Here is a 24,968-nt window from a genome sequence, read left to right on the forward strand (position 1 = left end):
CGTCCCCGGCCCGTACGCCGGCGACGGGCCGGTCGCCCCGTCCGGGGGAGGAGCACGCGCCCGGCCGGATCCGCGTCCTCCGCCCCGGCGCACCGGACGCCGTCCTTCCGGCGACGGGGGAGCAGCGGCGGGCGGTCACCCCGCGCCGTCGAGGTGGCACAGCAGCAGACACACGTCGTCGTCGCGCTCGGAGTCGCTCAGCAGCGGATCGAGGAGCCGGTCCGCCGAACCCTCCAGATCCGCGTCCAGCTCCGCGGAGCGGAACGCCCCGAGCGCCGCCGCCAGGCGCTCGATGCCCGGGTCTATCCCCCGGGCACGCCGCTCGACCAGCCCGTCCGTGTACAGCGCCAGCGTCGAACCGGGCGTCAGGCGCACGGTGTGGTCGTCGATCTCCTGCCGCAGCGGGATGCCGAGCATCGCGCCCGGCTTGGCGTCCAGGGTGGTCACCCGCCCGTCGGCGGTGCGCAGCACCGGCGGCGGATGGCCGGCGGCGGCCCAGGTCAGTGTCGGGTCGTCGGGGTGGAAGCGGGCGATGACCGCGGTGGCGTACAGGTCGGGCTGCAGGTGGTGCAGGAACATGTGCAGCCGGGTCAGCAGCCGGCCGGGGCTGCCGCCGTCGACCGCGTAGGCGCGCAGCGCGGTGCGCAGCTGGCTCATCATGACGGCCGCGTGCAGCCCGTGCCCGGTGACGTCGCCGACCACGGCGATCAGGCTCCCGTCGGGCTGGCGGAAGGCGTCGTACCAGTCACCGCCGATGTTCAGCCCGTGGGTGGCCGGCAGGTAGCGCGCCGCGAGACTCAGACCGGGGGGCGCGGGCAGGTCCGTCAGCAGGGCGCGCTGCAGCGTCTCGGCGATGTCGCGGTTGTGCTCGAAGCGCCGGGCGTTGTCGATCGCGATGCTGGCCCGCCGGGTCAGCTCGATCAGCATCACGGCGTCGTCCGGGTCCCAGCGCTCACCGGGCGGCGACAGGGTCAGCACGCCCAGCGGCGCCCGCCGGGTCGGCAGCGGGATGCACAGCAGCGGCCGGCCGGGCTCCAGCGCCGAGGGCGGCTGGTCGTCGACGCCGGGTAGGCCGCCGGGGTGGTCGGCGGCGTACTGCGGCCGGCCGGTGCGCGCGGCGACCACGGCGGCGGCCGGATGCGGCGTCTGCCGCTGCTGGTCGTCGTGGTCGAACAGCCACACGTCGACGCTGCGGGCGTATTCCGGCACCAGCAGATCGGGGAGCCGGCGCACGATCTCGTCGTGGTTGAGCGACGCCGTCAGCACCGCGCTCGCGTCCGCGAGGAAGGTCAGCCTGCGGCGGGCGTTCTCCGCCTCGGTGCGCGCCTTGCGCTCGGCGGCGAACGCCTCCCGCTGGGCCCGCCCGGCGGCGTCCAGCTCGGCGTGCAGCGCGAGCACGCCCTGGTTGGTCTGGTGCAGCTCCTCCCGGTGGAAGGCGACCAGCTGCTCCTGCTCGGTGAGCTTCTCCAGCACCAGCGCCGTGTCCTCGTCGGCGCCCAGCAGGGCCTCCGCGAGCACGGCGGGGTCCTCGGGCACGCCGTCGCCGCCGTCCGCCCGGGCGGACTCGGGACAGGCGACCGCCGTCCGCCACGGCGGCTCCCCGGCCGCGGCCGCGTCGTGCGACGGGGTCACCACGGTGTGCAGCAGCGTCCCCTCGCCCGGCGCCCTGGTCACCGCCAGGCTGAGCCGCCACACGCCGCCCTTGGTGAGGCACTGGCGCAGGTGCGCGCTGAGCGCGGCGGCCAGGCGGGTGCGGTCCAGGGGCGGCACACCGTACGCGGCGGCCAGGCGCGCGGTGGCGATGCGGGCCCGTGCCGCATCGGTGACGGTGGAGATCTGCCACGTGCGCTTCATGGGCGGTCCGGCGGGGTCGGAGTCAACACGGCGACGGCGGTGTCGTCCCGCACCGGGCGGGCGGGACTGCTGGCGTCGCGTATCGTCACGGCGGCCGTCACGGCCGGGTCGTCCGCCACCGGACCGGCGCCGGACGGCGGCGTCCAGCGGCTGGGCAGCCCGTCGCTGTGCAGGATCAGCAGCCGGTCGTCCGCCCAGACCGCCTCCTCCTCGCGCAGCGACGCGTGCCGGTGCACGCCGACGATGCCGGGCCGTGACACCAGCGCACGCCACCGGTCGCCCTCGCGCAGCCGCGCCCCCACGTTGCCCACGCCGGCGAAGCGCAGCCGTCCGGCGCGGACGTCGACCTGGGCCACGGCCACGGCCGCCCCCCGGGTGCCGCCCAGCGCCGTGTCCAGCCGCCGCAGCGCCTCGGCGGGCGGCAGATGGGCCGAGCCGCGCAGCGCCTCCACCGCGGCCGTCGAGGCACGGGCCGCCTCGGGGCCGTGGCCCAGGCCGTCGGCCAGCATCAGCGTCAGCCGGTCGCCGGAGCGGACCCAGGCCCAGGCGTCACCGGAGTACTCCGCCCCGCCGTACGGGATGTTCACCCCGCCGGCCCGCACCCCGCCCGCCGGCCGCGCGGGTCCGGCCCCGCCGCCCGGCGGGTTGCCGATCCGGGCCAGCGCCACCGTGCCCCGGCCGGGGAGGCTGTGCAGGCCGAAGTCGTCGGCGAGGCGCCGGCAGGTACCGAGGCCGGCGCCGAGCGAGCGGGTCGTGGAGAACCCGTCGCGCAGCGCCGCCGGCACGTCCGCGATGCCCGGGCCGTGGTCGATCGCGGCGATCTGCACGACCGGGGCCCCGCCCGGACCCTCGGCGGGCACGGGCGGGGCCACGTTCTCTATGAGGACCTGACCGCCCCCCGCGTGCTTGAGGAGGTTGGTGGCGAGCTCGGTCGCCACCAGCGCGGCACTCGCCGTGCGTCTCTCGTCCAGCCCGGCCAGGGCCGCCGCGCGCTCCGCCGCCACCCGTGCGTCGCGCACCCGGGTCGAGTCGTGCACCGGGACGTCCCACACCCGCGGCATCAGCTCTCCTCGCGCGGACGCGGCGGCACGGCCGTCCACGACGTCACGCACACGGTGGTGCCGGCCCCCGGAGTGGAATCGATCGTGAAGTCGTGCACCAGGCGCCGCGCGCCCCCCAGCCCCATCCCCAGGCCGTCGCCGGAGGTGTAGCCGTCGCTGAGCGCGCGGTCCAGGTCCGTGATGCCCGGCCCCTCGTCGGTGAACGTCAGCCGCAGGCCGTGCGCCCCGCCCCGGGTGACGTGCGCCGCCTCCATGTGCCCGCCGCCGCCGTGCACGAGGGTGTTGCGGGCCAGCTCACTGGCCGCGGTGACCAGCTTCGTCTGGTCCACGAGGCCGAAGCCGAGCTGTGCGGCCGCCTGCCGCACATGCTGTCGCACCCACACCAGATCCATGTCCGAGCGGATCGGCAGGCGGGCCTCGACGCCCGCGCTGGTGTACATCACGGACGCTCCTGGCGCCTGCCGCCGAAGCGGGACGACCGGTCCGGCCGGGTGAGCAGGTCCATGGCCGCCTCGGTGCTCAGCGCGGTGCGCAGCCCCGGCAGCGTCAGGCCCAGTTCCACCAGGGTGATGGCGACCGCGGGCCGCATGCCGGCCACCACCGTCTCCGCGGCCAGCAGCTTGGCCTGCGCCGCGATCTCGGCCAGGACGCGGCCGAGGAAGGAGTCGACGATCTCCACGCCGGAGAGGTCGATCAGCACGCCGGTGACCCTGCTGCGCGAGATCGCCTCGGCGATGTCCTGCTGCAGCTGCTGTGCCGCGCTGTCGTACAGGTCGCCCTGGAGGGTGATCAGGAGGACGTCGCCGAGCCGCAGGACCGGTACGTGCCCCGTGGGCCGGGGGAAGGCGTCGTTCACCGCTGCCCCGCATCGCCCGGCGCCGAGTTGACGATGTCCGCGCCGAGCTCGTGCAGGGCGTACGCCAGCGCGTCGGCCAGGCCCGCGCGGGTGATCACCGTGCCCAGGTCCAGGCCGAGGTGGACGATGGTCTGCGCGATCGCGGGACGGATGCCGGAGACGATGCACTCCGCGCCCATCAGCCGGGCGGCGGCGACCGTCTTCATCAGGTGCTGGGCGACCAGCGAGTCGACCGTCGGCACGCCGGTGATGTCGAGGATCGCGAACCGCGCGTGCTGCTCGACGATCGACTCCAGCAGGGTCTCCATCACCACCTGGCTGCGGGCGCTGTCCAGCGTCCCGATCAGCGGCACGGCGACGATGCCGTCCCACAGCTTGATGACGGGCGTGGCCACCTCCATCAGCTGCAGCCGCTGCCGGTCGATGAGGGCCTGCCCCTCGCTCAGCGCCGTCTGCATGACGACCACCCGCAGCGTCCCCAGCAGGACGGTCAGCGTGGTCGTGCAGGCCCGCAGGTGCTCGGCCGGCGCGCCCGCGAGGTCGTCGACGAGGAGGTTCTCGACGGGGGGCCGCAAGGTGTCCAGCTCGGTGGACACCTGAGCCGCCGTCAGGCCGGCGCGGGAGCGGGCCACCTGCATCCGGGCCAGCTGCTCGCGCACCACGCTGAACCCGGCCGCGTCCGGATCCTCCACCCGGCCCCCGTCGGCCACCTGGGCCAGCGCGTCGACCACGGCCTTGCCCGCCTCCACCGCCTCGTCCCGCGAGACGGTGAACACGGTGCGGAACAGGGGCTCGTCCGCCCACCTCTGGGCGACCTGTTCCCGGCGACGCCGCAGGAAATCCCTGACCTCGGTCGTCGGTGATGCGAGCTGTCCGTCCGCTACGTGCTCCGGCACCTGTTTCTCTCCTCATCCGCGTTGCGTCGAACCGCACCGTTGGAGGCAACGAAACGGCGACGTGACTCCTGCCGGGCGACCACTGTAACCACCGCCCGATCTCGTACGACACCTCGCTCCGGGCAAGTGATCCGGTCGAGGGGCGGGGCGGTCGGCGGCCGTCGTGACGCACGTCCGGCGGGGGAACAACAGTTCGGTATGAGGGGTGTGGGACGCCCGCCCGGTGCGGAACCGCGGCCGGGAGCGGGGCGGACGGCCGACGGGGGCTGCTCAGACGTCCTCCTGCTCCGGGACGGCCGCGGGCTGCCCGTCGACGCGTCCGAGGGCCTCCTCGGCGCTCCGCGAGACGGGGACGGTGATGCTGACGCCCGTCAGGTCCAGGATCCGCTGCACGGCCGGGGTGGGCGAGATGATGTGCACGCTCCCCGGCAGTTCCCGGACCTCCTGGTAGACGCGCAGGATGATGTTCATGCCGGACGAGTCCATGAAGGGGACCGCCGACAGGTCGAGCAGGAAGTGCCGTCGCCCGTGGTGGAGCTGGTTCGCCAGATGGTGCTGGAACTCCGTGGCGGTGTCGACGTCCAGGTACCCCTCCACCTTGAACAGCGCGACATCCTCCCGGGGCAGCGTCACCTCGACGGACAGAGGGTTCTGGGCAATGGGCACGAGTACCTCCAACAGTGCTGACGGCCAGGGCTGGCTACCCCTGAAAGCGGATTCGACACCTGCCGGTCCCGCGGGGCGCGCGGTGATCAAAATCTCACCCGCGCCCGCACGGAACCGTGCACCCGCGCCGTGAGGAGGCCGGGTCCGTCCCGGACCCCGAGGCCCGTCCCGTACCCCCTCACCCGCGGGTCGTGTCTCACCGCGCACCCGCGCCTACCCCGTAATCCGCGGGTCATGCCCGCGGCGCGCCGGCCGCCGTCCTCACCCGACCCGGATGCCCACGATGCAGGTGTCGTCGTCGGTGTCCGACCTGCTGTACGTGAGCAGCCGGTCCAGCTGCTGGTCCAGCGTGGTGGGCGCCGTGCGCGCGGTGGTCACCAGATGGGTCAGGGACTCCTCCACCGACCGGTCGCGACGCTCGATCAGGCCGTCGGTGTACATCAACAGGGTGTCGTCGGCGGCCAGTTGGACCTGGGTCTCCTCGTACCCGGCCTCGGGCACCGCGCCCAGCAGCATCCCCCTGGCCAGCGGCAGGGGAGCCGCGTCCGCGTCCCGCACGAGGACGGGCGGCAGGTGGCCCGCCCGCGCCCAGCGGAACGTGCGCGTGTCCGGGTCGTACAGGCCGCACACCGCCGTGGCGGTGACCGCGCCCGTCAGATGGTGCGCCACGATGTTCAGCCACGACAGCAGCTGGCCTGGGCCCGCGCCGGTCACCGCCAGCCCGCGCAGCGCGTTGCGCAGCACCACCATGCTCGTCGCCGCCTCGATGCCGTGGCCCGCCACGTCCCCCACGCACAGCAGCACCAGCCCGGACGGCAGGACGACGGCGTCGTACCAGTCGCCGCCGACCAACTGCTCGGTCTCCGCGGGCCGGTAGCGCACGGCCACCTGGAGGCCGGGAACCCGCAGCGGGTCCTGCGTGGGCGGCATGATGGCGTGCTGCAACTGCAGGGCCAGCCGGTTGCGTTCGCTGGCCTGCTGCTCGGTGTGCGCCAGCTGGTCGCGGGTGGCGGCGAGCGCCACCTCCGTCCAGTGCTGCGCCGAGATGTCCTGGTAGGCCCCGCGGACCACGAGCAGCCGGCCGTCGGTGTCGAGGACCGGTTCGGCGACGACCCGGATGTGCCGGGTCACCCCGTCGGGCCGCTGCAGCCGGAAGGCCGCCGACGCGGGCCGCCGGTGGTGCAGGAGGGTGCGCAGGAAGCGGCGGATGGTGACGCCGTCGTCCGGATGGGCGTGGGCCGGCAGCTCCTCCAGCGGCACCGGGGTACTCGACTGCGGACGCCCGTACAGGTCGAACAGCTGCCCGTTCCAGGTGATCTCCCCGGTCAGCACGTTCTCCTCGAAGCCGCCGATGCGGCCGAGGCGCTGGGCGTGCTGGAGCAGACTCGCCAGCCGCGCCGTCTCGTCCTCGATGCGCCAGATGAGCAGGACGGCCGAGCCGTGCCGGCTGATGCTGATGTCCGCGACCGCCGACAGCGGGACCTGGTCGACGAGGGCGGTCAGGTTCATCCGGCGGGCCCGGAAGGGCTCACCGGTGGCGTACACGCGCTCCACCTGCTGGAACAGCTCGCTCTGCCCGGCCGCCATCGGGTAGGCCTCCAGCAGCAGCGAGCCGCCCACCATCGCGCGCGGCCGGCCGGCCGGGTCCAGGAAGCGGCTGTTGACGTGCTGGATGCGGAAGTCCACCAGGTGCCCGGCGGCGTCGAGGTGCGGCACCAGGACCAGCGCGGGATCGTGCAGCCCGTCGGCCAGGTCCATCAGCTCCGCGGCGTCCGGCAGCACCCGCGGCTCCTGGGCCGGGCCGTGCGCCGGCGTGTACGCCTCCAGCGTGTGGGCGCACAGCTCGGCCAGGGCCTCCACCTGGCGGACGATCTGGGGCCGCAGCTCGGGCAGCGGCTCCGGCCAGGCGATCTCCAGCACGCCGTGGATGCGGCCCCCGGTGCCCGCGGGCAGGGCGGCCCGGCCGCCGTCCGGGTGGTGGTGCCGGCCGATGCTGGGCAGCCCGGTCTCCGCGAGGGACCCGATCCACTGTCCCGCGCGTTCGGTCAGACCGCGCCGCGCCACCGTCGCCACGTCCGGCGGCACGTACCGCCAGCGCGCGGCCTCGGCCGGGGAGAACCCGGCGCTGCCGGCCAGCGTCAGCGACCCGTCGGAGCCCGCGGCCCAGATGGCCACGGCCACCGCGCCGAGCGGGCGCAGCGCCTGCTCCAGCAGGGCGTCGGCGACGGCCTGGGTGTCGTCCGCGGCCAGCGCTCCGCTCTCGGCCGCGCGCAGCCGTACGGCGGCCGACTCGTCGACCGGTTCGTCGCCGGCTCCGGTGGTGGCGGCCAGGAACGCGTCCGTCACCTCGGACATCCGGTCCCGCGCGGCCTGGTTGATGACGTCGACCGCGAATTCGAGCGGCGTCACCTGGGCCTGCTCGGCCAGCTCGGACAGCTGCCGGGCGGCCTGCGCCGGACCGCACTTGAGGCGTTCGACGAGGATGCCCTTGGCGAGTTCGATCAGGGCGCGTCCCTCGGCCTCCGCCTGGGCCGCCCGCACCTCGCGGCTGAGCCGCTCCACGGTGGCCGCCAGCCTGCCGACGGGCGAGGCGGGCGACTCGGCGGCGGACGGCTCCACGGCGGCGGAGGCCGCCGGGGCCACGGCTGGGGCGAACCGCGGCTCACCGTCCAGTGGTTCGCGCGGATGCTCGGAGATGCTCACGATGCGGATGCTCCTCGACTGCAGCGCACTCGCGTGCGGGACGCGGGACGCTGTGGGGCGGTCGCCGGCGCGGTCATGCGGGCAGCCAGCGGCGGACACAGGCGATCAGGTCGCGAGTGTCCACCGGCTTGGTGACGTAATCACTGGCGCCCGAGGCGAGGCTCTTCTCGCGGTCGCCGGGCATCGCCTTCGCGGTGACGGCGATGATGGGCAGGTCGGCGTACTGCGGCATGCTGCGGATCTCCGCGGTCGCCGCGTAACCGTCCATCTCCGGCATCATCACGTCCATCAGCACGAGCGCCACCTCCGGGTTGTTCACCAGCGTCTCGATGCCCTTGCGTCCGTTCTCCGCGTGCAGCACCCGGAAGCCGTGCAGCTCCAGGATCCCGCTGAGCGCGAAGAGGTTGCGCGCGTCGTCGTCCACGACGAGCACCGTGCGCCCGGCCGCGGACTCGTCGACGGGCAGCGCCGCGTGCCGCTGCGGGTCCTCCGGGCGCACCAGGGCGAGCACCTCGCCCGGCTCCTCGGCGGACAGGTGCAGCGCGATGCGCTCGCGCAGTTCGTCGAGGCTGGACAGGAACTCCAGCGCCCCGCCCTCCGCCCGGGAGCGCAGCGTCTCCTCCAGGGCCGCGTCGGCGCGGTGACCGCTGTGCACGAGCACCGGAACGCTCGCCAGCGCCGAGTCTCCCTGGGTGGCCTCCAGGAACCGGGACGCCTCGCCGTCCGGCATGCCGAGCTCCAGGACCACGCAGTGGCACGGCTCGGCGGCCAGGGCGCCCGCCGCCTCCTGCGCGCCGACGGCGGTGATGATGTCGATCGCCGGCCGCTGCCCGCCGTCGCTCCGGCCGTGCGTCAGATCCGCGACGACGCTCTCCGCGACGAGGGTCAGCAGGCCGCGCGGCCGCTCCTCCACGACGAGCAGCCGCCGGGGACGCGGCCCGGGCCCGGTCTCGGGCACCACCGCGGCCGGTTCCTCGGCCGGGGCCTCCGCCGAAGCCGGCTCCAGGGTCCGGCCGGAGGTCATCAGCTGCTCGAAGTCGGGCCGGGCCACGGGCAGGTAGAGGGTGAACGTGCTGCCCTGGCCGGGCGTGCTGTCCACGGTGACGGCTCCGCCGAGCAGCTGGGCGATCTCCCGCGTGATGGACAGGCCCAGGCCGGTGCCGCCGTACTTGCGGCTCGTCGTGCCGTCCGCCTGCTGGAACGCGCCGAAGATCGTCTCCAGGTGCTGCTCGGGGATGCCGATGCCGGTGTCCTTCACCCGGAACGCCACCACGGCGCCGCCTCTCATCACGCTCTGCGGCACCTCGTCGTCCGTCGCGGGTTCGATGCGCAGCTCCACGCTGCCCCGCTCGGTGAACTTCACCGCGTTCGACAGCAGGTTGCGCAGGACCTGACGCAGCCGCGAGTCGTCCGTGAGGAGGTCCGCGGGCGCGCCGGGCGCGGTCGCCACCGTGAACTCCAGGCCCTTCTGCGTCGTCATGGGCCGGAAGGTGGCCTCGACGTACTCGATGAGCTGACGGAGCGTCACCCGCTCGGGCGTGACGTCCATCTTCCCGGCCTCGACCTTCGACAGGTCGAGGATGTCGTTGATCAGCTGCAGCAGGTCCGAACCGGCGGAGTGGATGATCTGCGCGTACTCGACCTGCTTCGGGGTGAGGTTGCGCGACGGGTTCTGGGCGAGCAACTGGGCGAGGATGAGCAGGCTGTTGAGCGGGGTGCGCAGCTCGTGGCTCATGTTCGCCAGGAACTCCGACTTGTACTTCGAGGCCAGCGACAGCTGCTGGGCGCGGGCCTCCAGCTCCTGCCGCGCCTGCTCGATCTGCAGGTTCTTCGCCTCGATGTCCCGGTTCTGCGCCACCAGCAGGGAGGCCTTCTCCTCCAGCTCGGCGTTGGAGCGCTGCAGTTCCTCCTGCTGCACCTGCAGCTCGGCCGAGCGGGCCTGGAGCTCGGCGGTCAGCCGCTGCGACTCGACCAGCAGCTCGTCGGTGCGGGCGTTGGCCACGATGGTGTTGACGTTGACGCCGATGGTCTCCATCAGCTGGGCCAGGAAGTCGTGATGGATCTGGGTGAAGCGCGTCACCGACGCCAGCTCGATCACGGCGAGCACCTGGTCCTCGAACACGATGGGCAGCAGCACCAGCGCGGTCGGCGTCACCTGCCCGAGCCCGGAGGAGATGGTCACGTAGTCGGGCGGCAGCTCGTCCACCGTGATGGTGCGCCGGCTGCGCGCGGCCTGGCCGACCAGGGTGCGGCCGAAGGGGATGCGGGTGGGCCGGGCGTCGTCGTCGGGGTAGCCGTAGGAGCCGACGAGCCGCAGCTCGGGGCCGCTCTCGCCGTCCTCGGCCAGGTAGAAGGCGCCGTACTGGGCGGACACCAGGGGCACGAGCTCGTCCATGATCAGCTCGGCGACGACGGGCAGGTCGCGGTGGCCCTGCATCAGGCTGGAGATCCGGGCGAGGTTCGTCTTGAGCCAGTCCTGCTCCTGGTTGGCCCGGGTGGTCTCGCGCAGGGACTCCACCATGGAGTTGATGTTGTCCTTGAGTTCGGCGACCTCGCCGGACGCCTCCACGGTGATCGAGCGCGTCAGGTCGCCCTCGGCGACGGCGCTGGCGACCTCGGCGATCGCGCGGACCTGCCGGGTGAGGTTTCCGGCCAGCTCGTTGACGTTCTCCGTCAGGCGCTTCCAGGTGCCCGAGACGCCCTCCACCTCGGCCTGGCCGCCGAGGCGGCCCTCGGTGCCGACCTCGCGGGCGACGCGGGTGACCTCGTCGGCGAAGGCGGAGAGCTGGTCGACCATCGTGTTGATCGTCGTCTTGAGTTCGAGGATCTCGCCGCGGGCGTCGACGTCGATCTTCTTCGATAGATCGCCCTTGGCCACCGCGGTCGTCACCAGCGCGATGTTGCGCACCTGGCCGGTGAGGTTGTTGGCCATCGAGTTGACGTTGTCGGTGAGGTCCTTCCAGGTGCCCGCCACGTTCGGCACGTGCGCCTGGCCGCCGAGGCGGCCCTCGGTGCCGACCTCGCGGGCGACGCGGGTGACCTCGTCGGCGAACGCCGACAGCGTGTCGACCATCGTGTTGATGACCTCGGCCAGCGCCGCGACCTCGCCCTTGGCCTCGACCGTGATCCGCTGCGACAGATCGCCCCGGGCCACGGCGGTGGCGACCTGGGCGATGGAGCGGACCTGGCTGGTGAGGTTGGACGCCATCACGTTGACGTTGTCGGTGAGGTCCTTCCAGGTGCCCGACACACCCCGCACCTGGGCCTGGCCGCCGAGGCGGCCCTCGGTGCCGACCTCGCGGGCGACGCGGGTGACCTCGTCGGCGAAGGCGGAGAGCTGGTCGACCATCGTGTTGATGGTGTTCTTGAGTTCGAGGATCTCGCCGCGGGCGTCGACGGTGATCTTCTGGGAGAGGTCGCCCTTGGCCACCGCGGTCGCCACCAGCGCGATGTTGCGGACCTGGCCGGTGAGGTTGCCCGCCATGAAGTTCACGGAGTCGGTCAGATCGCGCCAGGTGCCCTTGACGCCCTTGACGTCCGCCTGGCCGCCGAGGCGGCCCTCGGTGCCGACCTCGCGGGCGACGCGGGTGACCTCGTCGGCGAAGGCGGAGAGCTGGTCGACCATCGTGTTGATGGTGCTCTTGAGCTCGAGGATCTCGCCGCGGGCGTCGACGGTGATCTTCTGGGAGAGGTCGCCCTGGGCCACCGCCGTGGTGACCTGGGCGATGGAGCGGACCTGGCTGGTGAGGTTGCCCGCCATGTGGTTCACCGAGTCGGTCAGGTCCCGCCACACACCGGCCACGCCCGGCACCTGGGCCTGGCCGCCGAGGCGGCCCTCGCTGCCGACCTCGCGGGCGACGCGGGTGACCTCGTCGGCGAAGGCGGAGAGCTGGTCGACCATCGTGTTGACGGTCTCCTTCAGCTGCAGGATCTCCCCGCGGGCGGGCACGTCGATCTTCTGGGAGAGGTCGCCCTTGGCGACCGCCGTGGCCACCTGGGCGATGTCGCGGACCTGGGTGGTGAGGTTGCCCGCCATGGCGTTCACCGAGTCCGTCAGGTCGGCCCAGGTGCCCGAGACGCCCGGCACCTCGGCCTGCCCGCCGAGCGTCCCCTCGGTGCCCACCTCGCGGGCCACCCGGGTGACCTCGGAGGTGAACAGGGACAACTGGTCCACCATGCCGTTGAAGACCTTGGCGATGTCGCCCATGAGGCCGTCGGCGTCGTCCGGCAGACGCGTGCCGAAGTCACCGTCCCGGACGGCCGTCAGGCCCGCCAGGAGGCGCCGCAACTCCTGATCGCCCGGCACCGTGTCGACGGCCCCGGCGCTGTCGCTGGTCATGCGAACCCTCGTTCCGCTCCCCAGGAGTCCTCGGCTGCGAGGACTCGGAACCCCCGCCGGACCGATCGGCGATCCGGCTGTCGTGTGCGCATTTCCGCAGTTCACGGATCTGCGCGATGAGAAAATACGTCGCAGGCTAACCCACGTCCCAGGTGCGGAACAAAGCGCGGGGCGTAGTTCGGCCCCGACGGATCCGGACGGCACGGATCATGCATGAACGAGCGCAACGGGGGTACTTGGAAAGGTTTCCCCGCGGGTCGCCGGTACCGTCGCGGCCGACGCTCCTCCCGTGCCGGTCGCGGCCCGCCGCCCCACGCGGGCGTCGGACGGTCAGGACCGGGAGAGCCCGTGACCGCGTCGCAGCCGCAGTCCTTCGGCCGCACCGTCGGCACCGCCCCCGGTGCGGCCGTCGTGCGCGTCGCCGGCGATCCCGGCCACGAGACGCACGGCGCCCTCCTGGCCGCCGTGACGTCGCCGCTCACGCCGGGCGCGACGGCGCCGACCGAGGTGCGCCCGGACTCCGCGCGCCTGCGCGGCACCGACTCGGGCCTGTCGGCGCTGCTGCGGATCCGGCGCCGTACCGGCCGGGCGGGCCTGCGCCCGGACCGGCGCCCCGCCCCGCTGGACCGCTTCCTCGAGCTGACGGGCACCCTCGAGTACCTCGCCGCGCCGGGGGAGGCCGGCGGCCGCGGGCAGGAGCGCCGGGGACCCGGCCGGATCCGGGGCGCGCTTCGAATGGCGCCGCCGCAGGGGGGTATTTGGCTGCTGTGGAAGCGAGCGTGCCCGGATCGCCGGCCGACCGGGCCGGGACCCGGCGGCGCCCCGGAAGGGAAGGAGCAGCGTGCCCATTGACAGAATCTGGTCGTACGCACCCGGCAGCGGTCACGTCGAAGGGCGGGACCTGACGGGTTACACCGTCGTCGCGAGCGACGGGACCATCGGGCATGTGGACCGGCAGGCCGACCACTTCGGCATGCGGCACCTGGTCGTTGACACCGGCGTGTGGGTCTTCGGCCGGAGCGTCCTCGTGCCGGTCGGCGTCGTCACCGCCGTCGACGCCGGCAACCGGCGGATCACGGTGGCCTGCACCAGAGGAGAGGTCAAGGCCGCCCCCCGGTTCCGGACCGACAGCGAGACGATGGACCCGCAGTACCTGACCTCCGTCGGTGAGTATTATCACAGCCTGCCGCCGCGCGAGACCTCCGCCACCTGACCGCTTCGAGCCGCGGCGACTCGAGGGAGACGAGAAGCCGGCCGGCCGTCCGCACCGGAGGCCGCCGGGAGGACCCACAGGAAGAGAGACCACTCCGTTTCCGCGCGCCCGCCGGAGGCCCGGGCGACGGCGGTGACGGCGATGGAGGTGCCGCGAGCAGTGACGGACCATTGACACAGGCAGAGCGCCCGGGCGCACCGGCCGCCACCGGGCGGGCGGATGCCGTGGGCAGACGGGAGACCAGCGCCGGCGGAGGGGCGGCCACCGGGTGGGCGGGCCCGGGGGCCGTCCGGGGCACGGCCCCCGCCGCGGGGCGGACGGGCTTCGGGCCCGCCCGGGAGACGGACACCGCCGTCCGGACCGGTGCCGGCCGGACGGAGCGCGCGGCCGGCACCGGCGCCCCGTCGCCCGGTTCCGCGCCGGGCGGCGTGACCAGCGCCGCGGCGGCCCGCGCGTACGCGGAGTCCGTGGTGCGCCAGGAGTGGGCCGCGGCGGGCCGTACCCCGCGTGACGAGGACGTCATCGACCTGCTGCTCGTGGTCTCGGAACTGGTCACCAACGCGATCCGGCACGGCGACGGACTGGCCGGCTTCGAGGCCCGGACCACCGCGGAGGGCGTACGGATCGCGGTGCACGACAACAGCGAGATCGTCCCCGAGGTCGCCTACGGGCCCGGTCCGCTGCCCGTCGGGCACCACGGCAACGGCTACGGCTGGCCGCTCATCATCCGCCTGGCCCGGGACATCGTCATCACCCGCCGCCCCGAGGGCGGCAAGACGGTCAGCGTGCTGGTGCCGATGCGCGAGGCGCCGCCGCACCGGGCCGGCCGGCCGTGACGGGGGAGCGCGCGCGGAACCCGCTCACCAGGGCAGGAAGACGTGGATGTCCTTGCCGTGCTCGTCGGTGACGACACTGACCTGATCGCACAGCGTGTGGATCAGGTGCCAGCCGATGCCGCCGCCGCCGCGACTCGGATGGAAGGGACGCGGCGCGGGCGGCGTGGTGCTGGTGTCGTGCATCACCACGTGCACCCCGTCGAAGGTGCGGCGCAGGCGCAGCTCGAACGGACCCGGGGCGTACTGCACGGCGTTGGCGGCCAGTTCGGTCACCACGAGCAGGATGTCGTCCCAGTGCTCGGGTGCCGACGGCGGTGACACACGCGCGAGGTCGTACAGGAACTCCTCCGCGACCAAGCGCGCGCTTGTCACGTTGTGCAGTTCACCGGCGAAGCCGGCCGTGCGGCTCATGATCTCCTCGGAAGACAGTTTCTTGTCCCAACGTGGCTCGGTTGCCATCGCGCCTTCCCGACCCGCCTCAGCAGGGCTGTCGTCCTTCTCCTACGTGCCTCCGTGTGCTAGTTCCCGTGCTGGCGGAGCCTACGCGCCTTCTCCTCCGACGCCGGGTCCGCGATCCCCGGCGCCCGGTCCCGGCGACGTTGCGTGGCGGTCCCCGCACAGCCGGTTTCCCCGGGCGCGGACATTCCCGCCCGGCCCCCGGCCGTAAACGGAATACGGCATTTCGGTATTGCCGGAATTCCTCGGAATGCATGGCGCATTGGGCGGGCACCCGGTTGTGCGACAGTCCAAATTCCCCGACACCGGGAGATCCTGATGACGAGTTACGGCAGTTCCTCTGCCGCGTCCCCCAGCTCGCGCACGAACGGCCTGGCCATCGCCAGCCTGATCTGCGGAATCATCGGAGTGTTCCTCTTCAATGTGATTCTCGGGCCGCTCGCGATCGTGCTGGGCGTCGTCGCCATGCGCCAGGCACCGGCCAAGGGCGGGGCGGGAATGGCCAAGGCGGGTGTGGTGCTCGGCATCATCGACCTGGTCATCTTCGGGGTGCTGCTCGCGATCAGCGCGGCCAACGGCGGCTTCACCTGGTACGTGGGCGGCTGACCCGCCGCCGCGCACAGCGCGCACCGGCCTCTCGCACGGTTCGAGGGCGTACGCCGAAGCGGCGTACGCCCTCGGCGTGCGAGAGGCCGGTGCGCGCCTTCGGCCGCGCGGAGCCTCACCGGAACACGTCGTCCGGGTCGTCCCAGAGCGCCTGCTCGTCCGGGGCGGGCGGCCGGCGCGCACGCGAGCGCGCCTCGTACATGGCGTCGATCTCCGCCGCACAGTGCCGCACGATCTCGTCCCGGCGCAGTTTCATCGACGGCGTCAGCAGGCCGTTGGCCACATCGAACGGCTCCGGCAGGATCCGGAACACCCGGATGGACTCCGAGCGGGAGACGGCGCTGTTCGCCGCGGCCACGGCCCGGCCGATCTCCTCCCGCAGCGCGTTCTCCTCACGGGCCCGGCGCACCGGCTCGTCGCCCTGCAGCGACAGGGCCGCCCGCCAGTGCGCCAGGAACTCCGGGTCCAGTGTGATCAGGGCGCCCACGCAGGGCCGGTTGTCGCCCACCACCACCGCCTGGTGGATCAGGGGGTGCATCCGCAGCCGCTGCTCCAGCGCGGCCGGGGCGACGCTCTTGCCGCCGCTGGTGATGATGACGTCCTTCTTGCGGCCGGTGATCGTCAGATACCCCTCGTCGTCCAGCCGGCCGAGGTCCCCGGTGGCCAGCCAGCCGTCGCGCAGCGCGGCCCGGGTGGCGGCCTCGTCGCCCACGTAGCCCTGGAACACCGACGGCCCGCGCACCAGGATCTCGCCGTCCTCCGCCAGCCGGACCCGCGTGCCCGGCAGGGGTTTGCCGACGGTCCCCGACTTCTCCCGGCCCAGCGGCTGCATGGTCACCCCGCCGCTGGTCTCCGTCAGCCCGTAGCCGTCGTTCACGTAGACGCCGATGCCCTCGTAGAAGAGGGACAGGTCCCGGCTGAGCGGCGAGCCGCCGGAGGTCGCGCGGCGCACCCGGCCGCCCAGCGCGGCCCGCAGCCCGCGGTAGACCGTCCGCTCGTACAGGGCGTGCTGCAGCCGCAGCTCGAAGCCGGGACCCGGGCCCCGGCCCAGCCGCCGCCGCTCCGCGGCCGCGGCGAACTCCCGCGCCGTGTCGGCCGCCCGTTCGAACAGCACGCCGCGGCCCGCCGCCTGCGCCGTGCGCAGGAAGTTCTTGTAGATCTTCTCGAGGACCGAGGGGACGGCGTAGAGGTACGTGGGCCGGAAGGAGCGCAGCGCCGACGACAGGGCCGCCTCGCTCATGTCGGGCTCGTGCCCCAGCAGCAGGCCGCCGCGTACGCACAGGCCCTGGATCATCAGCCCGTACACGTGGGAGAGGGGCAGGAAGGCCAGGACACGGCCCTGCTCCCCCGGCGGCGCCGCCGTGTGTCCCCAGCCCGCGAGCAGCGTGTCGCAGGGGGCGGCCAGGCCGCGGTGGCTCAGGGCGCATCCCAGGGCGCGGCCCGAGGTGCCGGAGGTGTAGGCGATCACCGCGGTGGAGTCCGGGAGCACGATGCGGCGCATCGAGTCGACCGCGGCGAGCGGAACGGACCTTCCGCGCCGCACCAGCTCCTCCAGCGCCCCCGCGTCCAGCTGCCATACGTGGCGCAGCCCCGGCAGCGAGGTGCACACCGAGCCGACGGTCATCACGCCCTGCTCGTCCTCCACCGCCGCGGCCACGCAGCCGGCGTCCCGGAGGATCCACTCCACCTGCTCGCGCGACGACGTCGGGTAGACCGGCACCACCTCGGCGCCCACCGTCCACAGCGCGTAGCCGAGCACCGTCCACTCGTACCGGGTGCGCGCCATGACGGCCACGCGGTGGCCCGGCGAGATCCCGGAGGCGACCAGTCCCTTGGCGAGGCCGACCACCTCGTCGCGGAACTCCGCGGCCGTCACCTCCTCCCAGACGGTGGCGGCGGCGTCCGCGCGGCGGGCGAGCACCGGCAGGGCGGGGGTGCGGGCCGCCGTCTCGAAGACGCTGTCGGCGAGACCGCCGGTCAGGGGGGAGGCAGTCGGGGGAGCGAGGGCGAGGTCGCGCATGCGCTGCTCCTGACGGGTACGGGGTGGCGCCGCCGGCGAGCGCCGTCGTCGGCGGTGCTCGAATGTAGCCGAGGCAGGAGCGGCCGGGGGCCCGTACCGCAGAAGTGGAACCGGCTTGATGATCCCGGCCTGTTCGGGGGACCCGGACGGCATGAGTTACGTGAATCCCGATCCCGAACCCGAACGCGCCTCCGGCCTCGAACCGGGAGGCGGCGTACCGCCGGGCGAGACCCCGCCGGCGGAGAGCAGCATGCCCGAGGCGGGCCCGCGCGAGACGCACAACCCGCCCAAGGGCTGGGCCAAGGCGCCCCTGACCCTGATCATCGTCCTCACCGTGCTCGTCGCGGCGTTCTTCCTGGCCTACGCCATCGTCCTGATGGTGTGAGCGCGGGGGGGAGGCGGCGTGCGCACGGGCCCGTACGGCGGTGCGCACGCCGGTGGCCGGCGGGAGGTCTCAGGTCTGCGTGAGGCGCACGCACTCCGTGACGACGTCCCGCAGGCTGCCGGTGCGCTCCAGCAGCCCGCGCTGCACCTGCGCGCCGGTGCCGTGCCGCAGCAGCTCGGCGCAGGCCTCGCGGACCCGGTCGAGGTCACCGGTGTCGGCCAGCGCCTCCTCGACATGCTCCAGCAGGGCCCGCAGCACGGTCCGGGCGGGCATGCGCCGCATGGTCGCCGGATGGAGCAGCTCCTCGGCCAGGCCGGACCGGGCGGCCCGCCAGCCGGCCAGCCGCAGCAGGCTCACGCTGTGGTCGGCCGGCTCCGCTCCCGCCCGCCACTCGCGGGCGGCGGTCTCCACCAGCCCGCGGGCCAGGGTGGCGACGAGGGCGGCGGTGTGCGCGTGCAGACAGACGTCCGCGACCCGGATCTCCACCGTCGGATACCGCTGGGACAGGCGCGCGTCGAAGTAGATCATCCCCTGGTCGAGCAGGGCGCCGGTGGCGACCATGTCCGCGACCCGGCGGTGGTACCGCTCGGCCGAGCCGAAGATCTCCGTCGGGCCCGCTGACGGCCAGCGCTGCCACACCCGGCTGCGGTAGCTGTGGTACCCGGAGTCCTTGCCCTGCCAGAACGGGGAGTTCGCGCTGATCGCGGCCAGCACCGACAGCCAGGGCCGGATCCGGTCGATCACCGCGACGCCCTCCTCGTCGGAGTCGACCGACACATGGACGTGGCAGCCCATGACCATCTGCTCGCGGGTGGCGATGCCGTACTGGTCGGCCATCCACTGGTAGCGGCGGTTCATGCCGACGGAGGGGCTGACGGGCAGCGGGGAGGTGGCGAGCGCGGCGACGGTGCAGCCGATCCCCTCGGCGTGCCGGGCCGCCTCCTTGCGGCAGCGGGCGATCTCCGCCCGCAGCGCCCCCATGTCCGACTGCGGGTGCGTGGCGAACTCCAGCATCTGGTCGTGGAGTTCCTTCTCGAAGACGTCCTGCTCGGCGTCGTCCTGCGCCGCGCGGGCGAGCACCGCGGCGGACAGTGCCCGCGGTTCGCCGCTCTCGGGATCGACCAGAAGGAGTTCCTCCTCCACTCCGACGGTGCGCACGTCCATATCCGCCTTTCTGTGGCCTGCCGCGGTGACGACGAGCGGTTCCCGCTCGTACGACCCCGACTGCCCGCAAAGCCCGGCCGGACACCTGGCCGTGCCGGGTCTCACCGCGCGAACGGCGTCAGCCACACCGTGGCCAGCGGCGGCAGGGTGAGCCGCACGCAGCCGTCCTCCGGTTCGACCGGGTCGGGGTTGGCCACGTCGCCGCCGCCGTAGCGGGCGGCGTCGGTGTTGAGGACCTCCCGCCAGGCGACGACGTCCTCGGGGACGGCCAGGCGGTAGTCGTGGCGGACCACGGGGGAGAAGTGCGACACCGCCAGCAGGGGGGCGCCGTCCGCGTCGAACCGCAGGAACGCGAGGACGTTGTCGTCGGCGGCGTCCACGGCGACCCACCGGAAGCCGGCCGGGTCGGTGTCGCGCTGCCACAGGGCGGGGGTGGCGCGGTAGACGGCGTTGAGGTCGCGGACCAGGTCCCGCACCCCGCGGTGGTCACCGGCAAAGGGGTGCTCGTCGTCCAGCAGCCACCACTCGGGTCCGTGCTTCTCGGACCACTCGGCGCCCTGCGCGAACTCCTGCCCCATGAACAGCAGCTGCTTGCCGGGGTGCGCCCACATGTAGCCCAGGTAGGCGCGCACGTTGGCGCGCCGCTGCCACCAGTCGCCCGGCATCTTCGACACCAGGGCCCGCTTGCCGTGCACGACCTCGTCGTGGGAGATCGGCAGCACGTAGTTCTCGCTGTAGGCGTACACCATGGAGAAGGTCATCTCGTGGTGGTGGTACCTGCGGTGGACCGGCTCGCGGGCGATGTACTGCAGCGAGTCGTGCATCCAGCCCATGTTCCACTTCAGCCCGAAGCCGAGACCGCCGCCGTCGGTGGGCCGGGTCACCCCGTCCCACGCGGTGGACTCCTCCGCGATCGTCACCACGCCGGGGCACCGCCGGTAGACGGTCGCGTTCATCTCCTGCAGGAACGCCACCGCCGCCAGGTCCTCCCGGCCGCCGTGCGCGTTGGGCTCCCACCCGCCGGGCTCCCGCGAGTAGTCGAGGTAGAGCATCGAGGCGACGGCGTCCACGCGCAGCCCGTCGATGTGGAACTCCTCGCACCAGTACACGGCGTTCGCCACCAGGAAGTTGCGCACCTCGGTGCGGGCGAAGTCGAACGTGTACGTCCCCCAGTCCGGGTGCTCGGCGCGCCGGGAGTCCCCCGGCTCGTACAGCGGGTCCCCGTCGAACCGGGCCAGCGCCCAGTCGTCCTTCGGGAAGTGCGCGGGCACCCAGTCCATGATCACGCCGATGCCGGCCCGGTGGAGGGCGTCGACCAGGTACCGGAAGTCGTCGGGGGTGCCCAGCCGCGCGGTCGGCGCGTAGTACGACGTCACCTGGTAGCCCCAGGACGGACCGAAGGGATGCTCGGCGACCGGCATCAGCTCGACGTGGGTGAACCCCAGGTCCTTGACGTACGCGGGCAGCTCCTCGGCCAGCCGGCGGTACGTCAGCCCCGGCCGCCAGGACGGCAGGTGCACCTCGTACACCGAGAACGGGGCCTGGTGCACGGGCGTCCCGGCCCGCGTCCGCATCCACCGCGCGTCCCCCCACTCGTAGTGCGACGCCGTCACCACGGACGCGGTGTCGGGCGGCTCCTGGGCGCGGCGCGCCATCGGGTCGGCCTTGAGGAACCGGTGGCCGTACCGGGAGGTGAGCTCGAACTTGTACAGCTCGCCCTCCCCGATGCCGGGCAGGAACAGCTCCCACACCCCGGAGGCGCCGAGGGAGCGCATCGGGAACGCCGTCCCGTCCCAGTGGCAGAAGTCCCCGGCGACCCGGACGCCCTGTGCGTTGGGCGCCCACACGGTGAAGCGGGTGCCGGTCACGCCCTGGTGGGTCATCGGGTGCGCGCCGAGCGCCCGCCACAGCTGCTCGTGCCGGCCCTCGCGGATCAGGTGCAGGTCGAACTCCCCGAGGGCGGGCCGGAAGCGGTAGGGGTCGTGCACCTCGTACTCGGTGTCCCCGTACGCCACCACCAGGGTGTACGGGGGGATCTCCGTGAGCGGCAGGACGCCGGAGAACAGGCCGTCCCCCTCGGGGACAAGGCCGTGGCGCGCGCCGTCGACGACCACGCTCACCGCACGGGCGAAGGGGCGCAGCGCCCGGAAGGCGATGCCGTCGGGCACCGGGTGGGCGCCGAGCAGCGCGTGCGGGTCGTGGTGGGCGCCCGCCAGCAGGCGCTCCCGGTCGGACGGGGCCGGCGCGGGGGCGGCCCCGGGCGGCCCGCAGGCGGGCGGGACCGGGCCGGCCGGCTCGGGGAGCGAGGTGTCACGCAGAGCCACGGTGTCAGTCTCCTCTCACGGCGAGTCGTTCGATCGCCGCCATGGGCACGGGAAGCCAGTCGGGGCGGTGCCGGGCTTCGTACAGCACCTCGTACACGGCCCGGTCCGTCTCGTAGGCGCGCAGCAGGCCGTGCTTCTTGCGCGGGTCCCAGCCGGCGTGGGCGGCGTAGCCCGCGCAGTAGGCCTCCCGGCAGCGGCGCGCCCACTGCGGGCGCCAGGGGCGGCGCTGCCGGGCGGCGTAGTCGAAGGAGCGCAGCATGCCGGCGATGTCCCGTACCGGGGAGTGGGGGCTCACCCGCTCGGCGAGCGGGCGGGACGGCTCGCCCTCGAAGTCGATGACGAACCACTCCCGCCCCGCCCGCAGCACCTGTCCCAGGTGCAGGTCGCCGTGGATGCGCTGGGCGGGCGGCCCGGCGTCGCAGGTGGCGAGCGCGGCGAAGGCGGTCCGCAGGCCGGGCACGTACGGCCTGAGCGCCGGCACGCAGTGCGCGGCGACGTTCAGCCGCTCGGTCATCGCCGCCGCGGTCCGGCCGTTCTCGCCCGGCGCGGCGGGGGGGAAGGCCGAGGCCAGCGCGAGGTGCACCTCCGCCGTGGCGCGCCCCAGCTCATGGGCCTCGGCGGTGAAGTCGTCGCCGGCCGCGAGGGCGTGCAGGGCCAGGGTCCAGCCGTCGGAGGCGCCGGGCAGGAACGGCTGCAGCACGCCGAGCGTCGCCTGGAGCGGATGCGTCGTCCGGTACCACGCCACGGGCGCGGGCACCCGGCGGCAGCCCTGCCGGACCAGCGCGCCCGGCACCTCCAGGTCGGGGTTGACGCCGGGCTGGATGCGCCGGAAGACCTTCAGGATGTACGCGTCGCCGTACACCAGTGAGGAGTTGGACTGCTCCGCGTCCAGCAGGCGCGGCGCCAGACCGGCCGGCACCGGCTGCGCCGGGTCGCACTCGAAGCGCAGCGGGCCCGCCGCGCCGGGGCACCGCAGCCGGTCCAGGAGCACATGGGCCGACCGGGGGTCGTACAGGGCGTCGTAGACCGTCAGGCCGGTCAGCGGACCCTCCTGCACCCTGCCGATCATCGCCCGGCCGAGGCGCGGCGCCGGATGCCTGCGCACGGCGAGCAGCAGCTGGTAGCAGTCGCCGGCCGGAGGAGCGCCGTCGGGGACGGGCACGGTGCCGTGAGCGGCATGGACCAGCAGGTGCAGACAGTCCGGGGACAGCTCGGTCATGGACAGCACGCCGAGGTCGGTGACGGGCCGGTCCTTGCCGGCGAACCAGCGCTGCCGCGGCAGCCACTCCCGCAGCAGACCGCCGAGCGACTCCAGGGGCTCTGCGAGGAGGGCACTTCTAGGGTGCAGGAACGCGGTCTTCGTCATGGTGACGCCTCCTTTCGTCGGCGCACGCTCACAGTCGTCGGCCGATGCGGGATGCGACTCTGGTGAGCCTGAACCAGTAGAAGCCGTGGCCACCGAGGGTGAGCAGATACGGCAGTTCGCCGATGGCCGGGAAGCGGACCCCGCCGAACAGCTCGACCGGGTGGCGCCCTTCGAAGGCGCTCAGATCCAGCTCGGTGGGCTGGGAGAACCGGGCGAAGTTGTTCACGCACAGCACCAGGTCGTCCTCGTACTCCCGCAGGAAGGCCAGGACCGCGGGGTTGGAGGAGGGCAGTTCGGTGTAGGAGCCCAGGCCGAAGGCCACGTTCTGCTTGCGGATCTCGATCATCCGCCGGGTCCAGTGCAGCAGCGAGGACGGCGAGGCCATGGCCGCCTCGACGTTGGTGACCTGGTAGCCGTAGACCGGGTCCATGATCGTCGGCAGGAAGAGCCGCCCCGGGTCGCAGGTGGAGAAGCCCGCGTTGCGGTCCGGGGTCCACTGCATCGGGGTCCGCACCGCGTCCCGGTCGCCGAGCCAGATGTTGTCGCCCATGCCGATCTCGTCGCCGTAGTAGATGATCGGGCTGCCGGGGAGGGAGAGCAGCAGGGCGGTGAAGAGTTCGATGCAGTGGCGGTCGTTGTCCAGCAGGGGCGCGAGGCGGCGGCGGATGCCGATGTTGGCGCGCATCCGGGGGTCCTTGGCGTACTCGGCCCACATGTAGTCGCGTTCTTCGTCGGTGACCATCTCCAGGGTCAGCTCGTCGTGGTTGCGCAGGAAGATGCCCCACTGGCAGCCCGAGGGGATGGCCGGGGTTTTGGCGAGGATCTCGGAGACCGGGTAGCGGGACTCGCGGCGGACGGCCATGAAGATGCGCGGCATGACCGGGAAGTGGAAGGCCATGTGGCACTCGTCGCCGCCGGAGGCGAAGTCGCCGAAGTAGTCGACGACGTCCTCCGGCCACTGGTTCGCCTCCGCCAGCAGCACGGTGTCCGGGTACAGCAGGTCGATCTCGCGGCGGACCCGTTTGAGGAACGCGTGGGTGGCGGGCAGGTTCTCGCAGGTGGTGCCCTCCTGCGCGTACAGGTACGGCACCGCGTCCAGCCGGAAGCCGTCGATGCCCAGGTCCAGCCAGAAGCGCAGGGCGGCCAGGATCTCCTCCTGCACGGCCGGGTTCTCGTAGTTCAGGTCCGGCTGGTGCGAGAAGAAGCGGTGCCAGTAGTACTGCCCCCGCACCGGGTCGTAGGTCCAGTTGGAGACCTCGGTGTCGACGAAGATGATCCGCGCGTCCTGGTACTGCTTGTCGTCGTCGGCCCACACGTAGTAGTCGCCGTACGGCCCGTCGGGGTCCTTGCGCGACTCCTGGAACCAGGGGTGCTGGTCGCTGGTGTGGTTCATGACGAAGTCGATGATCACCCGCATGCCGCGCTGGTGGGCGGCGTCGACGAACTCCACGAAGTCGGCCAGGTCGCCGAACTCGGGCAGCACGGCGGTGTAGTCGGAGACGTCGTAGCCGCCGTCGCGCAGCGGCGACTTGAAGAAGGGCGGCAGCCACAGGCAGTCGACGCCCAGCCACTGCAGGTAGTCGAGTTTGGCGGTCAGACCCTTCAGGTCGCCGACGCCGTCGCCGTTGCTGTCCTGGAAGGAGCGGACGAGGACCTCGTAGAAGACGGCGCGTTTGAACCACTCCGGATCCCGGTCCTTGGCGGGCGTGTCCTCGAAGGTGTCGGGGACGGGGTCGTTGACGGTCATGGCGTTCGGGGCCCTCCGTTCTGGGGCGCGGCGGACTGTCGCTGGACGTGGAAGACGTGCGCGGGGGCCCGGCCGGGCTCCAGCCGCACGTAGTTGGTCCTGCCCCAGCGGTAGGTCTCGCCGGTGATCTCGTCGTGGACCGCCGTGAACTCGTGCCAGTCCAGGCCGAGTCGCGGCATGTCCAGTGAGACCGTGGCCTCCTGGGCGCGGTGGGGGTCGAGGTTGGCGACCACCAGCACGACGTCGGATCCCGCGCGTTTGCTGTAGGCGAGGAGGGCGTCGTTGTCGGCGTGGTGGAAGTGCAGATCGCGCAGCTGGCGCAGGGCGGGGTGGTTCCGCCGGATGGTGTTGAGCTTGGTGATCAGGGGGCCGATGCTGCGTCCCTCGCGTTCGGCGGCGGCCCAGTCGCGGGGGCGGAGCTGGTACTTCTCGCTGTCGAGGTACTCCTCGCTGCCCTCCCTGAGCGGGGTGTTCTC

The 24,968-nt window shown here is 73.2% G+C and carries 20 protein-coding genes; 5 read left to right on the forward strand and 15 right to left on the reverse strand.

All coding sequences use genetic code 11. The annotated features are described in order from the left end of the window. Window positions 1-135 precede the first annotated feature (135 nt). The 8 genes from ACIBAI_RS08575 to ACIBAI_RS08610 form a co-directional block, all read right to left on the reverse strand. A complete protein-coding gene (locus ACIBAI_RS08575; protein WP_399032160.1) occupies window positions 136-1,854 on the reverse strand; it encodes a PP2C family protein-serine/threonine phosphatase in 1,719 nt (572 codons plus the stop codon). After that, window positions 1,851-2,915, reverse strand: coding sequence for an ATP-binding SpoIIE family protein phosphatase (locus ACIBAI_RS08580; protein WP_399032162.1), 1,065 nt, complete (start codon window positions 2,913-2,915; stop codon window positions 1,851-1,853). The genes ACIBAI_RS08575 and ACIBAI_RS08580 overlap by 4 nt, the downstream gene beginning before the upstream one ends. Next, window positions 2,915-3,355: an anti-sigma regulatory factor gene (locus ACIBAI_RS08585; protein WP_399032227.1), complete on the reverse strand. Its 441-nt coding sequence runs from the start codon at window positions 3,353-3,355 to the stop codon at window positions 2,915-2,917. Before ACIBAI_RS08585 ends, ACIBAI_RS08580 begins: the two co-directional genes overlap by 1 nt. Continuing rightward, the gene (locus ACIBAI_RS08590; protein ID WP_399032164.1) at window positions 3,355-3,771 is read right to left on the reverse strand and encodes an STAS domain-containing protein; all 417 of its coding nucleotides are present in this window, start codon (window positions 3,769-3,771) and stop codon (window positions 3,355-3,357) included. Before ACIBAI_RS08590 ends, ACIBAI_RS08585 begins: the two co-directional genes overlap by 1 nt. Then, window positions 3,768-4,667 carry an STAS domain-containing protein gene (locus ACIBAI_RS08595; RefSeq protein ID WP_399032166.1) on the reverse strand — a complete coding sequence of 300 codons (900 nt, stop codon included), beginning with the start codon at window positions 4,665-4,667 and terminating at the stop codon, window positions 3,768-3,770. Before ACIBAI_RS08595 ends, ACIBAI_RS08590 begins: the two co-directional genes overlap by 4 nt. Before the next feature lie 270 nt (window positions 4,668-4,937). Next, window positions 4,938-5,333, reverse strand: a complete 396-nt coding sequence (locus ACIBAI_RS08600; protein WP_344609511.1) for an STAS domain-containing protein — start codon at window positions 5,331-5,333, stop codon at window positions 4,938-4,940. Between the two features lie 261 nt (window positions 5,334-5,594). Then, window positions 5,595-8,036, reverse strand: a complete 2,442-nt coding sequence (locus ACIBAI_RS08605) for a SpoIIE family protein phosphatase (RefSeq protein WP_399032168.1) — start codon at window positions 8,034-8,036, stop codon at window positions 5,595-5,597. A gap of 73 nt (window positions 8,037-8,109) precedes the next feature. Next, window positions 8,110-12,375, reverse strand: coding sequence for a HAMP domain-containing protein (locus ACIBAI_RS08610; protein WP_399032170.1), 4,266 nt, complete (start codon window positions 12,373-12,375; stop codon window positions 8,110-8,112). 348 nt (window positions 12,376-12,723) lie between these two features. Between ACIBAI_RS08610 and ACIBAI_RS08615 the strand changes: the two genes are divergently transcribed. The 3 genes from ACIBAI_RS08615 to ACIBAI_RS08625 all read left to right on the forward strand — a co-directional run bounded on the left by ACIBAI_RS08615 (window position 12,724) and on the right by ACIBAI_RS08625 (window position 14,424). Next, window positions 12,724-13,227 (forward strand): anti-sigma factor antagonist, encoded by a 504-nt coding sequence (locus tag ACIBAI_RS08615; RefSeq protein WP_399032172.1) that lies wholly within the window; start codon window positions 12,724-12,726, stop codon window positions 13,225-13,227. Further along, entirely contained in the window at window positions 13,217-13,588 is a 372-nt protein-coding gene (locus ACIBAI_RS08620) for a PRC-barrel domain-containing protein (protein ID WP_399032174.1), read from the forward strand. The genes ACIBAI_RS08615 and ACIBAI_RS08620 overlap by 11 nt, the downstream gene beginning before the upstream one ends. A gap of 428 nt (window positions 13,589-14,016) precedes the next feature. After that, window positions 14,017-14,424 carry an ATP-binding protein gene (locus ACIBAI_RS08625; protein ID WP_399032176.1) on the forward strand — a complete coding sequence of 136 codons (408 nt, stop codon included), beginning with the start codon at window positions 14,017-14,019 and terminating at the stop codon, window positions 14,422-14,424. A 24-nt stretch (window positions 14,425-14,448) separates the two neighbouring features. Here the strand turns inward: ACIBAI_RS08625 and ACIBAI_RS08630 are convergent, their stop codons facing one another. Next, window positions 14,449-14,883, reverse strand: coding sequence for an ATP-binding protein (locus ACIBAI_RS08630; RefSeq protein WP_399032178.1), 435 nt, complete (start codon window positions 14,881-14,883; stop codon window positions 14,449-14,451). Between the two features lie 315 nt (window positions 14,884-15,198). Here ACIBAI_RS08630 and ACIBAI_RS08635 point away from each other — a divergent pair, with 315 nt between their 5' ends. Beyond that, window positions 15,199-15,486, forward strand: a complete 288-nt coding sequence (locus tag ACIBAI_RS08635; RefSeq protein WP_399032180.1) for a DUF4190 domain-containing protein — start codon at window positions 15,199-15,201, stop codon at window positions 15,484-15,486. A 115-nt stretch (window positions 15,487-15,601) separates the two neighbouring features. Here ACIBAI_RS08635 and ACIBAI_RS08640 read toward each other — a convergent pair whose 3' ends face one another. Next, on the reverse strand, window positions 15,602-17,506 hold the full coding sequence (locus ACIBAI_RS08640; RefSeq protein WP_399032182.1) for an AMP-dependent synthetase/ligase: 1,905 nt from the start codon (window positions 17,504-17,506) through the stop codon (window positions 15,602-15,604). A 151-nt stretch (window positions 17,507-17,657) separates the two neighbouring features. Here ACIBAI_RS08640 and ACIBAI_RS08645 point away from each other — a divergent pair, with 151 nt between their 5' ends. Next, window positions 17,658-17,891: a DUF6480 family protein gene (locus tag ACIBAI_RS08645; protein ID WP_399032184.1), complete on the forward strand. Its 234-nt coding sequence runs from the start codon at window positions 17,658-17,660 to the stop codon at window positions 17,889-17,891. Between the two features lie 69 nt (window positions 17,892-17,960). Here ACIBAI_RS08645 and ACIBAI_RS08650 read toward each other — a convergent pair whose 3' ends face one another. The 5 genes from ACIBAI_RS08650 to ACIBAI_RS08670 all read right to left on the reverse strand — a co-directional run. Then, complete coding sequence (locus ACIBAI_RS08650; RefSeq protein ID WP_399032229.1) at window positions 17,961-19,049, reverse strand: glutamate--cysteine ligase; 1,089 nt, start codon at window positions 19,047-19,049, stop codon at window positions 17,961-17,963. 107 nt (window positions 19,050-19,156) lie between these two features. Further along, complete coding sequence (glgB, locus tag ACIBAI_RS08655) at window positions 19,157-21,379, reverse strand: 1,4-alpha-glucan branching protein GlgB (protein ID WP_399032186.1); 2,223 nt, start codon at window positions 21,377-21,379, stop codon at window positions 19,157-19,159. A 4-nt stretch (window positions 21,380-21,383) separates the two neighbouring features. Continuing rightward, window positions 21,384-22,745 (reverse strand): maltokinase, encoded by a 1,362-nt coding sequence (locus ACIBAI_RS08660; protein ID WP_399032188.1) that lies wholly within the window; start codon window positions 22,743-22,745, stop codon window positions 21,384-21,386. Between the two features lie 28 nt (window positions 22,746-22,773). Then, on the reverse strand, window positions 22,774-24,492 hold the full coding sequence (treS, locus tag ACIBAI_RS08665) for a maltose alpha-D-glucosyltransferase (RefSeq protein ID WP_399032190.1): 1,719 nt from the start codon (window positions 24,490-24,492) through the stop codon (window positions 22,774-22,776). After that, window positions 24,489-24,968: alpha-glucosidase C-terminal domain-containing protein (locus ACIBAI_RS08670; protein ID WP_399032192.1), on the reverse strand; the 480-nt coding region annotated here is incomplete at its 5' end. The genes ACIBAI_RS08670 and treS, both read right to left, overlap by 4 nt.

This window comes from Streptomyces sp. NPDC051041, assembly GCF_044456065.1.
In the GTDB taxonomy this organism is placed as follows: Bacteria; Actinomycetota; Actinomycetes; order Streptomycetales; family Streptomycetaceae; genus Streptomyces; species Streptomyces glaucus.